The 14,629-nt window shown below is 63.4% G+C and carries 13 protein-coding genes and 1 pseudogene; 5 read left to right on the top strand and 9 right to left on the bottom strand.

Annotated elements, in window-relative coordinates:
• Positions 1–90 precede the first annotated feature (90 nt).
• Entirely contained in the window at positions 91–291 is a 201-nt protein-coding gene (locus tag AUC70_RS10530; protein ID WP_069444820.1) for a dodecin family protein, read from the top strand.
• Here the strand turns inward: AUC70_RS10530 and AUC70_RS10525 are convergent.
• From AUC70_RS10525 to AUC70_RS10515, 3 genes are all read right to left on the bottom strand, one after another.
• Entirely contained in the window at positions 288–1,547 is a 1,260-nt protein-coding gene (locus AUC70_RS10525) for a GNAT family N-acetyltransferase (RefSeq protein ID WP_083241522.1), read from the bottom strand. The two genes, AUC70_RS10530 and AUC70_RS10525, sit on opposite strands and share 4 nt — an antisense overlap.
• Positions 1,548–1,615: 68 nt before the next feature.
• A complete protein-coding gene (locus tag AUC70_RS10520; protein ID WP_069444819.1) occupies positions 1,616–2,362 on the bottom strand; it encodes a glycerophosphodiester phosphodiesterase family protein in 747 nt (248 codons plus the stop codon).
• Between the two features lie 22 nt (positions 2,363–2,384).
• Positions 2,385–2,816, bottom strand: coding sequence for a RidA family protein (locus tag AUC70_RS10515; RefSeq protein ID WP_069444818.1), 432 nt, complete (start codon positions 2,814–2,816; stop codon positions 2,385–2,387).
• A 326-nt stretch (positions 2,817–3,142) separates the two neighbouring features.
• Between AUC70_RS10515 and AUC70_RS10510 the strand changes: the two genes are divergently transcribed.
• From AUC70_RS10510 to AUC70_RS10500, 3 genes are all read left to right on the top strand, one after another.
• Positions 3,143–3,895 carry a cell envelope integrity EipB family protein gene (locus AUC70_RS10510; RefSeq protein WP_141702074.1) on the top strand — a complete coding sequence of 251 codons (753 nt, stop codon included), beginning with the start codon at positions 3,143–3,145 and terminating at the stop codon, positions 3,893–3,895.
• A 346-nt stretch (positions 3,896–4,241) separates the two neighbouring features.
• Entirely contained in the window at positions 4,242–4,616 is a 375-nt protein-coding gene (locus tag AUC70_RS10505; RefSeq protein ID WP_045369982.1) for a response regulator, read from the top strand.
• A gap of 5 nt (positions 4,617–4,621) precedes the next feature.
• The gene (locus tag AUC70_RS10500) at positions 4,622–5,995 is read left to right on the top strand and encodes a PleD family two-component system response regulator (protein WP_069444816.1); all 1,374 of its coding nucleotides are present in this window, start codon (positions 4,622–4,624) and stop codon (positions 5,993–5,995) included.
• A 562-nt stretch (positions 5,996–6,557) separates the two neighbouring features.
• Here AUC70_RS10500 and rpmG read toward each other — a convergent pair.
• The 4 genes and pseudogenes from rpmG to topA all read right to left on the bottom strand — a co-directional run.
• The gene (rpmG, locus tag AUC70_RS10495) at positions 6,558–6,725 is read right to left on the bottom strand and encodes a 50S ribosomal protein L33 (RefSeq protein ID WP_069444815.1); all 168 of its coding nucleotides are present in this window, start codon (positions 6,723–6,725) and stop codon (positions 6,558–6,560) included.
• 111 nt (positions 6,726–6,836) lie between these two features.
• Complete coding sequence (locus AUC70_RS10490) at positions 6,837–7,268, bottom strand: DUF983 domain-containing protein (protein ID WP_069444814.1); 432 nt, start codon at positions 7,266–7,268, stop codon at positions 6,837–6,839.
• Positions 7,269–7,321: 53 nt separating this feature from the next.
• Positions 7,322–9,571, bottom strand: a complete 2,250-nt coding sequence (gene rnr, locus AUC70_RS16800) for a ribonuclease R (protein WP_069445101.1) — start codon at positions 9,569–9,571, stop codon at positions 7,322–7,324.
• A gap of 57 nt (positions 9,572–9,628) precedes the next feature.
• Positions 9,629–12,369 (bottom strand): annotated as a pseudogene (gene topA / locus AUC70_RS16790) (type I DNA topoisomerase); the annotation flags it as partial.
• A 316-nt stretch (positions 12,370–12,685) separates the two neighbouring features.
• Here topA and AUC70_RS17180 point away from each other — a divergent pair.
• Positions 12,686–12,832, top strand: coding sequence for a hypothetical protein (locus tag AUC70_RS17180; RefSeq protein ID WP_158007428.1), 147 nt, complete (start codon positions 12,686–12,688; stop codon positions 12,830–12,832).
• Positions 12,833–12,835: 3 nt separating this feature from the next.
• On the opposite strand, the gene dprA is transcribed toward AUC70_RS17180, so the two are convergent.
• Both dprA and plsY read right to left on the bottom strand, forming a co-directional pair.
• A complete protein-coding gene (gene dprA / locus AUC70_RS10475; protein WP_069444813.1) occupies positions 12,836–13,990 on the bottom strand; it encodes a DNA-processing protein DprA in 1,155 nt (384 codons plus the stop codon).
• Positions 13,965–14,600, bottom strand: coding sequence for a glycerol-3-phosphate 1-O-acyltransferase PlsY (gene plsY, locus AUC70_RS10470; protein ID WP_069444812.1), 636 nt, complete (start codon positions 14,598–14,600; stop codon positions 13,965–13,967). The genes dprA and plsY overlap by 26 nt, the downstream gene beginning before the upstream one ends.
• Between the last annotated feature and the right edge of the window lie 29 nt (positions 14,601–14,629).

The following is a 14,629-nucleotide window of genomic DNA, read 5'->3' as shown; positions in this document are numbered from 1 at the left end:
ACTCTATTGGAGTCGGGCAGCGTGCGCCCGCTCCGCTAACATATTGTTATACAATAAATTTCTTGAAAGTGCATACCTCGGGAGGGTCCAATGACAATGCTCAAAGTGATCGAAGTCCTGGCCGAATCCAACAAGAGCTGGGAAGACGCCGCGCAGACCGCCCTGAAGACGGCCGAGAAAAGCGTGCGCAACGTGCGCTCGATCTACATCAAGAATTTCGAGGCGACGGTCGAGAACGGCAAGATCAGCAAGTACCGCATCAACGGCAAGATCTCGTTCGTACTGGATTAGGTGCGCTTCGCCGTATCGTTTCGATACGGCGACTCCGCTGCAAGTAGGGCGTTCTCTTCCGCCACGGCCAGTCTCTCGCGCTGAAGGTAGTCGGCGACGGGGGCTCTAAGCCGGGGATCGGCGATGTAGTGCGCGCTGTAGGTCTCGGTGGGGACATAGCCGCGTGCCAGCTTGTGGCCCCCTTGAGCGCCCGCCTCGACGCGGGCGAGGCCGTGGGCGATCGCGTAGTCGATGGCCTGGTAGTAACAGACTTCGAAATGCAGGAAGTCGTGGCTCTCGAGCGCGCCCCAATAGCGGCCATAGAGCGTGTCCGCGCCGATCACGTTGAGAGCGCCCGCGATATAATCCGTGCCGCGCTTGGCCATGACGAGCAGCAGCCGGTCGGCCATGGTCTCGGTTAGGAGGCTGAACGCTGTGCGGGTCAGATAGGGGCGTCCCCATTTGCGCGCGCCGGTATCCATGTAGAACGCGAAGAACGCGTCCCAGTGGGCTTCAGTGAGATCGGACCCGGTGAGCCACTCGATCTCGATATCGTCGCTGAGCGCCGCGCGGCGTTCGCGTTTGATGGCTTTGCGCTTGCGCGAGGCTAGCGCACTCAAGAAGTCGTCGAAGCTTCTATAGCCGTCATTGTGCCAGTGGAACTGCTGGTCGGTCCGCTGCAGGTAGCCGAGTTCGCCCGCGAGCCGCCACTCGTCACGCGTCATGAAGGTGATGTGCAGCGAAGACACGCCGAGCCTGTTCGTCAGCGTCCGTCCCGCCTCCAGCAGCAAGGCCTGCCGTTCCAGTCGGCTATCAGAGTTCCGGACGAGCAGCCGCGGGCCTGGGACCGGGGAGAACGGCACCGCCGCCTGGAGCTTCGGATAGTAGTCGCCGCCCGCGCGCATATAGGCTTCGGCCCAGCCGTGGTCGAACACGTACTCGCCCTGGCTATTGCCCTTCAGGTAGCAGGGCATGCAACCGAGCAGACTGCCCTGGTCGTCCTCGTAGAGCAGATGCTGGGGCAGCCAGCCGGTCTCTCTCGTGGCCGACCCGCTCTCCTCGAGCGCTTTCAGAAACGCATGGGTGACGAAGGGGTTGGGGGGCTCTGCTAGACCGCTGTCGCCAATCGCGCATGCGTCCCATTGGTCCGCCCGCACGTCCGCAATGCGGCTTGCGATGCGCACAACCGCTTCCGGGGCGTTTTTCCCGTGCGCGTGGGGCGCTCCCGCGCCGTGGTCCGGCGCGTTTCGGTCGTTCCGTTCCGCTGGTGTGTCCATGCCGCCCATGATGTCCGGCAATCCGGCCGTGCTCTGTGACCCGCGCCCCGGCCTTCCAATGCCGGCCGTTAGGGCGCGATCTCTTCGAAGATCGGCGCATCGGCATATCGCAGGGCGTGCGCCAGTTCCGCCTCGGTGCGAACGGTCCATGCCAGCAACGGCAGGCCGGCGGCGAATTTGGCGAGCAGCGGCGCGACAGCCGGCAGCGCGTTGACATCGTACGCGACAAAATGGGGGCGTGCGAAGGTGGATGTGAGGAGATGCCGCATGGCGAAACGTTGCAGCGTCGAAAGATGCGTCTTGGAGAATTCGTCGTTGAACCGGCAGGAGACAAGGCCGCGGGGCAGGGCGGGCGCGTGACGCCGGAAGGCCGCGACCGCGTGGGGATCGAAGGACATCACCGCTACGGGACCCCGATAGCCGGCGAGCAGCTTGGCGATGTTGGCCTCGAAGGCGCCGTCTCCCTGTCCGTGGTTCTTCACCTCCAACACCAGCGGGACGGTGTCGCCCACGAGTTCGAGGAGTTCGGGCAAGGATAGGATTCGGTCGCCGCCGCCGTCTTTGAGGGGGATGGCGCGCAAGGCCTCGACATCGCGCGCGGCGACAGGACCGCTTTCGTTCGTCAGGCGATCGAGCATCACGTCGTGAAATACGACCGGCATGTCGCCGGCCGCGCGCTGCAGATCGACTTCGACCGCAATGCCCTTCCGCATCGCCGCCTTCACCGCCGAAGCGCTGTTCTCGACGATCCCCCGCGCGGTGTCGTGCAGCCCGCGATGGGCGATCGGCCGCTTCAGCCAGTAGAGCTCGCCCATTTGCGTCCTCTCTTCGACGCGATCAGTCTATGGCAAATACCGCATCGATCTCCACGGCTGCGTTCAGTGGCAGGCTCGCGCAGCCGACGGCAATGCGCGTGTGGCGTCCCTTGTCGCCGAACACCTCCACGAACAGATCCGATGCGCCGTTGATGACCTTGGGATGGTCGCCGAACTCGGGCGCGGCGCAGACAAAACCGTTCAGGCGCAGGAGTTGCGTGATGCGGTCGAGATCGCCCAGGGCCAGCTTGGCCTGGGCCATGATATTCAGCGCGCAGAGGCGCGCCGCAGCCTGCCCGTCCTCCAATGAGACGTTGCCGCCGAGCTGGCCTTTGACGGAAATCGCGCCGTCCTGCATGGGGAGTTGGCCGGAAACCAGAAGCTGCCCGTTCATGTGGATGAAGGGCACATAGCTGGCGACCGGCGGCTTTGCCTCGGGCAGCGCGATGTCCAAGGTTGGAGCCGTGCTTCGATCGTTCCTGCCATGATTCCTCCCATACCCGACGTTACGCTCACAGTTGAGCAAAAAGCCTTAGCCTGCAAGGCTTGCCCGGGAAATTCGTTTTCGGGAGTCCGGCGAGAGCGCTGGCGGGGCCCTTGCCGGACCGGAACGATAGTGACAAGAATTACGGCTCGGACAGGCCAGAACGGCTGCAGACCTCCGGGCAAGCATCAGAAGGCCGAATAGATGAACCGCGCCAAGAGTTATTGGCTGTCTTTCCTGGTTTTTTGCGCCGCGATGGGGGTGTCCCATCAGGCTGGGCGATTGGGGCCAGCCACTTGGCGCCCCATCGGGCGGTCTACGAAATGTCGCTCGGCGAGGCGCGCTCCGGCTCCGGTGTCACGGCCTATGACGGCCGCATGGTGTTCGAATTCACGGGGTCTGCATGCCGCGGCTACTCTCTCAACACGCGGTTGGTCAGCCAGATCACCGACACGCAAGGCGAAACGATCCTCGCCGATGTCTGGTCGTCGACCGGGGAGGCCGGCGACGGGAAGTCGTTCCGGTTTCACTCCTCGCAGCGGTTGAACCACCGGCTCGATGAAGCAACCATCGGGCGGGCCAGCCGCGGCCGGTCCGACGGGGCCATCACCGTCAGGCTCACGCAGCCTGAGTCGGAAGAGTTCAACCTTTCCGGCCCCGTTCTGTTCCCGACCCAGCACAGCATCGCGTTGATCGAGCGGGCGGCCAGCGGCCAGAGCGTCTTCCAAGCGAAGGTCTATGACGGCACGGAGAAGGGCCAGAGGGTCTTCGATACGACCGCGTTCATCGGAAGCATGGTGAAACCCGGCGGCGACGCGGACCGGCTCGAAAAGGTCGCTCAGGACGAGAAGCTCGACGAATTGCCCTCCTGGCCCATCTCGATCGGCTATTTCGATCTGGCGGCTGGCGACTTGACCCCGAGCTACCAGATCGACTTTCGGCTCTACGAGAACGGCGTCAGCCGCGACCTGCTCATCGACTATGGCGAATACACGGTCGAGGGAAAGCTGAGCTCGCTCGAGTACTTAAAGGAAAAGAAGTGTAAATAGTCCGTGTACGGAACATTGCGTTCGGTTGGGGTCTGAAAAAGCCGTGGCCTAATGCTCGGTAAATGGCGGAAAATGATCAAGAACCGTCACGATTTCCAGTTCCGCTTCAGAGTTTAGTTACGGGTTCGATGGGATATTGCCCTGAAGCAAAAGGGGCGATGGAACCATGTTTTGGAGGACACGATCGACATACGTGGAAGCAGCTGCGCCGAACCGTGGTTTTCTGCAGGCGCCCATGGCGTCTTTGATGCGGCCGCCCGCTGCGCCGCCCGCGGCGCGAAGCCTATCTGCGCATCGTGGCTATGTCGCCGACCATGACGGAACAGAATCGCCGGGACCGATGCCGATGACGAAGACAGTTCTGATTGTCGAGGACAACGAGCTCAACATGAAGCTCTTCCATGACCTCCTCGATGCACACGGCTATCAGACGCTTCAGACCCGCAACGGTGTGGAGGCTCTGGAGCTCGCGCGCGAGCACCATCCCGATCTCATCCTCATGGATATTCAGCTTCCCGAGGTGTCCGGTCTCGAGGTCACGAAGTGGCTGAAGGAAGACGACCAGCTGAGGTCCATTCCCGTCGTTGCCGTGACGGCCTTCGCCATGAAGGGCGATGAGGAGCGGATCAGGGAAGGGGGCTGCGAGGCCTACATCTCCAAGCCGATCTCCGTGATGATGTTCCTGGACACGGTCAAGCAGTTCATCGGAGAGGCGCGTTAGAGTTCATGACCGCGCGGGTCCTCATCGTCGACGACATGTTGGCCAATCTGAAGCTGCTCGAAGCGCGGCTCGTGGCCGAATATTTCACGGTGCAGACGGCGTCGAGTGGCGCCGATGCGCTTGAGATCTGCAGGCAGGACCTGCCGGACGTCATCCTGCTCGATGTCATGATGCCCGGCATGGACGGTTTCGAGGTCTGCCAGAGGCTCAAGTCCGATTTTCGGACCCAGCATATTCCCATCGTGATGGTGACGGCGCTCGATCATCCGAGCGACTTGCTGAAAGCGCTCGAATCCGGCGCCGACGACTTTCTGACCAAACCGGTCGATGATCTGGCTTTGATCACCCGCGTCAGGAATCTCGCGCGTCTGAAGCTGTTGACCGATGAGATGCTCATGCGGGCATCGACGGAGCAGCAGATGGGCTATCCGGCCATGCTGGGCGAGGACGTTGCCATCACCGGGTGCGATGGCCGTGTTCTCATGGTCGAAGACCGGGAAGGCGCCGCAACGCGGATCGTCGAGGCGCTGCAGTCCGACAACGACGTCGTCCACATGGTGGATCCGGCACATGCCTTGCTCGTCGCGCCGAGTGGGGACTTCGACCTTCTCATCGTCAGTTTGAACCTGCAGAACGCCGATGGGCTGCGGCTATGTTCCCAGCTTCGCTCGCTCGATCGCACGCGGCATCTGCCGATCATGATGATTGTTGAGCCCGGGGAGGAGGCGCGTCTGCATCGCGGTCTCGACATGGGTGTCAACGACTATGTCATGCGTCCCGTCAACCCGAGCGAGCTCCTTGCGCGGGTACGCACGCAGGTAAAGCGGAAGCGGTATACGGACTATTTGCGGTCGCGGCTGGAGCAGACTGTCGAGATGGCGGTGCTGGATCCCCTCACGGCCCTCCATAATCGCCGCTATCTGAGCAGCCACTTGGAGACGCTCTTCGAGGAATCGGCTGAACGGGGGCGGCCTCTTTCAGTGCTGCTGATCGATGTGGATCATTTCAAGGTCATCAACGATACGCATGGGCATGACGCGGGCGACGATGTCCTGCGGGAACTGGCGTTGCGGCTACGGCGCAATATCCGGGGTATCGACCTTGCGTGCCGGCTGGGCGGTGAGGAGTTCGTTGTCGTCATGCCCGACACGGGACTCGAAAGCGCCTATCTGGTCGGCGAACGCCTGCGGCAGTGCATTGCCGCGGCACCCTTTATCGCGGGCGCGCAGAACAAAGCGGTCAACGTGACCGCAAGCATGGGGGTGGCGGCGCTCGAATACGAGGAAGACACGCCCGAACTCATTCTCAAGCGCGCGGATCAAGCGCTCTACTGCGCCAAACGCGATGGGCGCAACCGGGTGGTCGGCGACGCTGCGTGAGGCCTGGTGCCTCGAGGCCGGCTGGGGCGTCCCGGACCGAATCAGTTTGGCTTTGAGAGCAATGGCCGTCCGGGGTGCCGGAGAGGCGCTTCCGGCCCTTTGCCGGTCTTGACACCTCGGCTGAGGGTCTGAGCTTAAGGCTTTACACTAACAGAGATTTTATCGTATTAATCAATTGGCAACGATTGATTTGGTTCCCGTTGCCGATGATTTTATGCTTTGAGTTAGTTCCAAATGCGCCGTGTGGAAGGCGTCGAGCGGAATTGGGACACAAGGCGGAACCGCCTGCGTGGCCTATCGCTTCGTCCTTCCACCAGTGAACAGAACAACCCTGCGGAATGCTCAGGTCCGCCGCATCTCCTGCGTCCGTGGGGTTTGGCCGGTCGGAGTGCGGTAGAGTGGCCTCCTCGTTAACGCCGCGTTTCGACCGGCCACCACTTTGGTGGACCGTCTCGACGACGGACCAACATCCCCAGCATCTTGAAGGATTTAGTGGTGGGTCGCAGTAGCGACCAGTGCGCCGTCTAGATCGGCGCGCCTTACACTTGGCAGGCCCGGGGCGCTACTTGATCTTGGATTCCTTGAACTCGACGTGCTTGCGCACGACCGGGTCGTACTTCTTGAAGACCATCTTTTCGGTCTGATTGCGCGGGTTCTTCTTGGTGACATAGAAGTAACCGGTGCCGGCGGTGCTCAAGAGCTTGATCTTCTGGGTGACGGGCTTCGCCATTGTCGTCCTCGGATAGAATCTGTCGGGATAGGGTGCGCTGGCCCAATCGGGCCCGCGTCAAGTTGCGCGCAACCTACTGTTTCGCGTGCGGAAGTCAAGCTGAGCCGGGGCTCAGGCGGTCGGCGGCGCCAGCCGGTCTCCGATCTCTTCTTTGTGGTCGGGATCGAAGCCGTGCATCAGGAGCGCCCACTGCAGCGAGACCAGCAAGCCCTTCATGGGGGCAAGGACCGCCAGCGCGACCAGGATGGTCATCGGCAGCCAAATGGCGGCGTGAAGCCAAAGGGGCGGGTGGTAGGCCATTTCGACCGTCAGCACGAGGCTGACGATCACATGGCCGACAATGACGATCGTGAAATAGGCCGGCGCGTCGTCGGCCCGGTGGTGGTGCAGAGCTTCGCCGCAATGGGAGCAGTTATCGGCGACCTTCAGATAGCGTGTGAAGAGCGAGCCGACGCCACAGGCCGGGCATTTCATCAGCGCGCCCCGCAGAAGTGACTGCTGGAGGGGGCGTTCGCCCGTCGACCGGCCTGCGTCCTGTGACATTCCTGCTTCCTCTCACTTTCGTTGGGCCTGGGCCCTTGATTGTCGGCGCTTGATTACCGCCGCTTCCTCGACCGTCCGCCGCGCGGCTTCCCGCGCTGGTGCATCTTGCTTCTATCCGCGATGCGGGACCGTGGCCGACCCTTTGAGCTAGCGATCTTGCGTCCTTCGCTCAACATGTCAAATCGTAGCGCCCCGGCCGTTGGGATAGCCTCGACCAGGCGGACCTCGACCGGGTCTCCGAGCTGGTAGGCGAGGCCGGTGTCTTCGCCCACGAGCGCTTGCCGCACCTCGTCGTGATAGAAGTATTCATGTCCGATGGCAGAGGCGGGAACGAACCCGTCGGCTCCCGTCTCGGTCAGCCGCACGAACAGTCCAGACCGTACGAGTCCCGAGACCTTGGCGGTGAACGTGGCCCCGATGCGGTCCGCGAGGTAGGCCGCGATCAGCCGGTCCACCGTGTCCCGCTCGGCCGCCATCGCGCGGCGTTCCGTATCGGAAATGGCGCCCGAGATCTCCTCGAGTTCGTCGATCTCCCTGTCCGTCAGACCGCCTTCGCCGAGGCCGAAAGCCCGGATCAGGGCGCGGTGCACGATCAGGTCGGCGTAGCGCCGGATCGGCGAGGTGAAGTGCGCATAGCGGCGCAGGTTCAGGCCGAAATGCCCGAGATTGCGGGGGCTGTATTCCGCCTGGCTTTGGCTCCGCAGGACCACCTCCGCCACGAGTTCGGCGTTGGGCGATTTGCGCGTGTCGGCGAGGATGCGGTTGAACTGCGCCGGTTTGAGCATTCCCGCTTTCGGCAGCTTCATCTCGATTGTCGCCAGAAACTCGCCGAGCGTCACGAGCTTCTCCTTCGAAGGCGCGTCGTGAATGCGGTAGACGAGCGGCGAGCGTTTGGTTTCGAGCGCCTCGGCGGCGGCGACATTCGCCTGGATCATGAACTCTTCGATCAGACGGTGCGCATCGAGCCGTGGCGGTGTCGCGATCCCGCGCACGCGCCCCTTGTCGTCCAGCAGGATCTTCCGTTCGGGCAAGTCGAGTTCGAGCGGTCCGCGGGCATCGCGGGCCTTGCTGAGGCTCGCATAGGCGCCCCACAGAGGCCGCAGCACCGTCTCCAGCAACGGGTCCGTCGCATCGTCGGTGCGGCCGTCGATGGCCGCTTGGGCCTGTTCGTAGGACAGGCTCGCGGCGGATCGCATGAGCCCGCGGAGGAAGCGGTGGCTCTTCTTGTGGCCGTTCTTGTCGAAGACCATGCGGACCGCGAGGCAGGGGCGCGGGACGCCTTCCTTCAATGAGCAAAGCTCGTTCGAAATGCGCTCCGGCAGCATGGGTACGACGCGGTCGGGGAAGTACACGGAGTTGCCCCGCTTCCGCGCCTCCTTGTCGAGCGCGCTGCCGGGCGTGATGTAATGCGCCACGTCCGCGATGGCGACGATGACGATCCAGCCGCCTTCGTTGTCGGGGCCCGTATCCGCTTCCGCGAAGACAGCATCGTCATGGTCGCGGGCATCGACGGGGTCGATGGTTAGGAGGGGGACGTCGCGCAGGTCGACGCGTGAGCCCAGGTCGACTTCCTTCGCGGCATCGGCTTCGGCGATCGCGGCCGGGGGGAACTCGTCCGGTATGCCGTGCGCATGAAGGGCGATGAGGCTGATGGCTTGTTGCGCTTCGGGATTTCCGAGCCTTGCAACGATGCGTGCGGTGGGAACGCCGTAGCGCGCCGAGCGCGCTATCTCGAAGCGGACCAGTTCCCCGTCTCCGGCCTCGTCCGTGGCACCCTTCGGCACCGTCCATTCCTTCAATTGCTTTTTGTCGATGGGATCGATGACACCGCGGCCGTCCGACAGAGACCGGAAAATGCCGAGCAGGCTGCGCGACGTGGTACGCGGCAGCTTCTTGATGGTACGGGCGTGATAGGGGTAGTCCGCGTCCGGCTTTTGCGGCGTGAGCCGCGCAAGAACGCGATCGCCGACACCGGGCACCTGCACGAGATTGCCACTTCCTTCGACCATGAGGATCTTCGGCATCGGCCCGCTCTCGTCGTCCCAGGTGGCGGGGCGGGCGATGAACTCGCCATCCTCGTCTCGCGCAACGATCTCCAGCACCGTCACCGATGGCAGCACTCCAGGGCGCGACAGCTTCCGGCGGGAGCCGGCAATCAGGCCTTCATCGGCCATGTCGCGTAAGAGCGCTTTCAGGGCGATCCGGTCCGAGCCTTTGATGTTGAAGGCGCGCGCGATCTCCCGCTTGCCGGCCTTGGACGTCGTGCCCGCCAGGAATTCGATGACCTCCTTCTTGGAGGGCAGGCCGGCCTTGGCGGCTGCCTTTGTCTTAGGTGCAGGCTTCGTTTTCGCAGGCCGTTTCGCCTTGGCCTTTGCGGCAGATGCGGTCTTCTTGGCAGGGGTCGTCTTCTTGGGTGGGGCCACGTTTGCCGCTTAGCTGGCCGCCTCGTCGGCGGCCTCATTGGACGGGGCGCTCTTTCGCGCCGGTTTCTTCGCGGCGCTCTTCTTGGCCGCAGCTTTTTTCGCCGGTGCCTTTTTCGCAGCCGTCTTTTTGGCTGCCTTTTTCTTGGCGGGAGCTTCTTCGCCGCTTTCTTCTTCGCGGGTCCCTTGGCCGCGCGCGCCGCGATCAGTTCGACGGCTTCCTCGAGCGTGACGTCCTCGGGCGCACGGTCCCGCGGGATCGTCGCGTTGATCTTCTCATGCTTCACGTAGGGCCCGTAGCGCCCGTTCAGCACCTGAACCTTGCCGCCGCCTTCGGGATGTTCGCCCAGTTCCTTGATGACGCTGGCGCCGCGTTGTGCGCCTTTCGCGGCCTTTTCGGCCAGGAGCGTGATGGCGCGGTTCGCGCCGACCTCGAAAACTTCCTCGGGCGTGGACAGGCTCGCATATTTGCCGTCGCACTGAACATAGGGTCCGAAGCGTCCGTACCCGGCCGTGATCGGCTTGCCGGACTCGGGATGAATGCCGACCTCACGGGGAAGCGACAGAAGGGAGAGGGCCCGTTCCAGATCGATAGCATCCGGGTCCGTGCCCTTCGGGATCGAGGCGCGCTTGGGCTTCTCGCCGTCTCCCGCCTCGCCGAGCTGGATATAGGGGCCGAACCGGCCCGTGCGGATGCTGACTTCCAACTCCGTTTCGGGATCGAGACCGAGCACCTTGCCGTCGGCGAAGGCCGCCTTCTCGCCGGTCTCGGCGAGCTGGCGTGTATAGCGGCAATCGGGATAGTTCGAGCAGCCGACGAAGGCGCCGAACTTGCCGACCTTCAGACTGAGCTGTCCGTCGCCACAGGAAGGGCAGGCGCGCGGCTTGCCGTCGCCCGTGTCCGGGAAGATGTGGGGCCCCAGCAGATCGTTCAGGGCATCGAGGACCTGGGCAATCCGAAGATCGCCGATCTCGTCGACCGCACCGATGAAGTCGCGCCAGAAGTCGCGCAGGACGTCCTTCCACTGAAGGTCGCCGGCGGAAATGAGATCGAGCTTCTCCTCCAGATCGGCGGTGAAGTCGTACTCCACGTAGCGCTTGAAAAAGCTTTCCAGGAAGGCCGTTACGAGCCGCCCCTTGTCTTCGGGGTAAAGCCGCTTCTTGTCGATGCGGACGTAGTCCCGCTCGCGTAGCACATTCAACGTCGCGGCGTAGGTCGAGGGGCGCCCGATTCCGAGCTCCTCCATCTTCTTGATGAGGGTTGCTTCCGAGTAGCGGGGCGGCGGCTCGGTGAAATGCTGTTTTGCTTCAATGGTGCGCGGGTCGAGGCTCTCGCCCTGGGTCAGCGCGGGCAGGGAGCCGTCTTCGCCGACCGCGTCGTCAACGCCTTCCTCGTAAATCTTCAGAAAACCGTCGAAGCGGATCACGGACCCGGTGGCGCGGACGCCGTAGGCTTTCCCGTCCGTTCCGGCCACGTCGATGTCGGCCGTGGTGCGCTCGATTTCCGCGCTGGCAGCTTGGCTTGCGAGCGTGCGCTGCCAGATGAGCTTATAGAGCTTCAGCGCATCCGGCTCGAGATACCGGCTGACTTTGTCGGGCGCCTTGCTGAAGTCGGTCGGCCGAATGGCTTCGTGCGCTTCCTGCGCGTTCTTCGCCTTGGTCTGGTATTGGCGCGGGCTTGCCGGCACGTAGCGCGAGCCGTAAAGGCCGCTCACCAACGAGCGGACCTGCGAGATCGCTTCGGGCACGATCTGCACGCCGTCGGTTCTCATATAGGTGATGAGGCCTTCGGTGACGCCGCCGAGGGCGACGCCCTCGTAGAGCCGCTGCGCCACTTGCATGGTCTGGCGCGGGCTGAAGCCGAGCTTGCGCGAAGCTTCCTGCTGCAGGGTGGACGTGGTGAACGGGGCCGCAGGATTGCGCTTCTGGGATTTGCTCTCGATCGATCCGACGCTATAGCGTCCGCCGTCCAGCGCCGCCTTCAAGGCCATTGCTGTCGCTTCGTCGGGCACGTCGAACTTGCCGAGCTTGTCGCCTTCCACGGAGAAAAGGCGTGCCGTGACGGTCTCGTTCTTGCCGGTCGCCAGCGCGGCCGTGATCGACCAGTACTCCTGGGCGACGAATTTCTCGATCTCCAGTTCGCGCTCGCAGACGAGCCGCAGCGCAACGGACTGGACACGGCCGGCCGACCGCGCGCCGGGCAGCTTGCGCCACAGGACGGGGGAGAGCGTAAAGCCCACGAGATAGTCGAGGGCGCGGCGGGCGAGATAGGCGTTGACGAGCGGCTCGTCGATCGCCCGCGGGTTTTTCATCGCGTCTCGGATCGCATCCTTGGTGACGGCATTGAAGACCACGCGCTCCACGGGGATCGTGCCGAGAAGCTTCTTGCGCTCCAGCACCTGAAGCACGTGCCAGGAGATGGCTTCGCCTTCGCGGTCAGGGTCGGTCGCCAGAATGAGCTTGTCGGCGCCCTTGACCGCTTGCGCGATCTCGTTCAGCCGCTTGGCCGATTTCGGATCGACATCCCAATGCATCTCGAAGTCGTTGTCGGGCACCACCGATCCGTTCTTCGACGGCAGATCACGGACGTGACCATAGGAGGCCAGCACCCGGTAATCTGAGCCGAGATACTTGTTGATGGTTTTTGCCTTGGCCGGCGATTCGACGATGACGATGTTCATTGAGATGTTCCTAGCCGTGCGAGTGGCGCGCGGCCAAGGGAGAAATTTCGGAATTGGCCCCCGGACTCGTGGGCGAAAATGGTGACTCGATCAGCCGGTGTCAAATTGGCCGCGAGATCGATTGACAATTATCGAGTGTATATAATACTAGTCCGCAACCGGAAGACGATCAAAAGGGCCTCGGCTTTGACACGGCTGCGCCCGCCGAATTCTCACAAAAATGGATGTGGTTGCGGTGACAAGAAGCGGTGACTCGGGACGGAACGGCAATGCCAAATCGCGCTCGAAATTGGCGCGAGGTCTCTCCGGGGGTCCTGTGACGCGCCAGGACGTGGCCGATTACATAACGACCCTGCTCGAGGACATGGAACTGCTCGCGCGTCAAAACAACATGGGGCAACTCGCCTATCGGATCGAGGCGGCGCTCCGGCAAGCACGACTTGATAGGACTGGGCAGGACTGAAGCCTAAGACGCATCGATCAACGATACGAGCTGGCGCGGGTGGCGCTGCAGGCGTCCCGCGAGATCGAGTTCCAACAAGATGATGTGGACCTTCCGCGTCTCGATGCCCGTGCAGCGAATGATCTCGTCAATATCGATCGGACTTGGCCCGAGGGCCTCGATCACGCGGTCGCGCTCGGTCTGACCGATGTCGGGCAGCGGGCGGGGCACTTCCTGCTCCTCGTTGGAGGACAGTTCGCGCGGTGTCTTGCCGACAGGGCGCCCGAGGATCGGCGCGAGCGCCTCGGTGATGTCCTCCGGCGCGGTAACCAGCGTGGCGCCTTGTTTCAGGAGGTTGTTCGTGCCGGCGGCGCGCGGGTCGAGTGGGCTACCCGGCACGGCGAAGACTTCGCGTCCTTGCTCTCCAGCCATGCGGGCCGTGATGAGCGATCCGGAGCGCTGTGCCGCCTCGATCACCACCACGCCGAGCGCGATGCCCGATATCAGTCGGTTCCGGCGCGGAAAATCCTTTGCGCGCGGCGTATGGCCCGGCGACCTCTCGCTGATGAGCAGTCCGCGTTCGCCGATTGCCGATTGGAGGTCGGCGTTCTCCGGCGGGTAGACCACGTCGATGCCGCCCGCCACGACCGCGATGGTGCCGGCGTCGAGGCTGGCATTGTGCGCGGCGGTATCGATCCCGCGCGCCAATCCCGACGCGATGACATAGCCTTCAAGTCCGAGTGCATTGGCGATTTGTCTCGTGAATTTCTGCCCTGCAGCCGATCCGTTCCGCGCGCCCACGATGGAGACGATCGGCATGTCCGCGAGTTCCAACCGCCCCTTGACATAGATGAGCGGTGGAGAGCCGTCCGTATGGGCCAGTGCCGGCGGGTAGCCGCGTTCTCCATGGGCGACGAGATGCGCGCCAAGGCGTTTTCCGCGTGCAAGTTCGGCCTCGGCATCGTCGATGCTGCACAGGCGGATCGCATGGGTGCGCCCGCCGCGCCGGGAAAGATCGGGAAGCGCATCGATCGCGGCTTGCGCGCCGCCGAACTGATTGACGAGGGCGCGGAACGTCGCCGGACCGACATTCTCACTGCGCAGTAACCGCAGCCAGGAAAGCCGCTGAGCGTCGCTCAGCCGCCGCTCCGGTTCAGACTTGTTGCTTGCTCCCGCCAATGCGTGATTCCTCGCCCCGTCGCAGCCGGCAGATATTCTCCTTGTGACGAAGGTAGAGGAGTGCGGTCATCAAGCCAAACAGGATGGCCAAGGGCGGTTGTCCGATCACCGTGAGGAAGATCACGGTGGCGGCGCTGGCGGTGAGCGCGGACAGCGAGGAATAGCGCGTGATCGCCGCCACAAGCAGCCAGACGAGGCAGAATACGAGGGCGGCCGGCCAGAACAGGCCGAGCGCGACACCGATATAGGTGGCGACGCCTTTGCCGCCGCTGAACCTGAGCCAGACCGGGAAGAGATGGCCGAGAAAGGCACCTAGCCCCGCGACGATGCCGCCATAGGGCCCGGCGAATGAGCCGGCGATGACAACGGCGGCGGTTCCCTTCAGCAGGTCGAGCAACAGGGTGAGCGCGGCGAGACCTTTGTTACCGGTGCGCAGCACGTTGGTCGCGCCGATATTGCCGGACCCGATGTTGCGGACATCGCCGAGCCCCGCCAATTTCGTCAGTATAAGTCCGAACGGAATGGAGCCGAGGAGGTAGCCAAGTGCGGAGCACAGAAGGTAGACGCCGAGCGCAACCGGCATGGCGGCAGACCAGTCCTCAGTCGGCATGCTTTCCCCCCTCAGCCGTGTCGCGCGTC

This window comes from Methyloceanibacter stevinii (genome assembly GCF_001723355.1).
In the GTDB taxonomy this organism is placed as follows: Bacteria; Pseudomonadota; Alphaproteobacteria; order Rhizobiales; family Methyloligellaceae; genus Methyloceanibacter; species Methyloceanibacter stevinii.
This window is presented reverse-complemented; position numbering and strand designations above follow the sequence as displayed.

Bases quoted from the DNA above. Each gene is read 5' to 3' on its own strand.
- AUC70_RS10530 (WP_069444820.1), top strand. From the start codon at position 91: ATGACAATGCTCAAAGTGATCGAAGTCCTGGCCGAATCCAACAAGAGC.
- AUC70_RS10525 (WP_083241522.1), bottom strand. From the start codon at position 1,547: ATGGACACACCAGCGGAACGGAACGACCGAAACGCGCCGGACCACGGC.
- AUC70_RS10520 (WP_069444819.1), bottom strand. From the start codon at position 2,362: ATGGGCGAGCTCTACTGGCTGAAGCGGCCGATCGCCCATCGCGGGCTG.
- AUC70_RS10505 (WP_045369982.1), top strand. From the start codon at position 4,242: ATGACGAAGACAGTTCTGATTGTCGAGGACAACGAGCTCAACATGAAG.
- AUC70_RS10500 (WP_069444816.1), top strand. From the start codon at position 4,622: ATGACCGCGCGGGTCCTCATCGTCGACGACATGTTGGCCAATCTGAAG.
- rpmG (WP_069444815.1), bottom strand. From the start codon at position 6,725: ATGGCGAAGCCCGTCACCCAGAAGATCAAGCTCTTGAGCACCGCCGGC.
- AUC70_RS10490 (WP_069444814.1), bottom strand. From the start codon at position 7,268: ATGTCACAGGACGCAGGCCGGTCGACGGGCGAACGCCCCCTCCAGCAG.
- plsY (WP_069444812.1), bottom strand. From the start codon at position 14,600: ATGCCGACTGAGGACTGGTCTGCCGCCATGCCGGTTGCGCTCGGCGTC.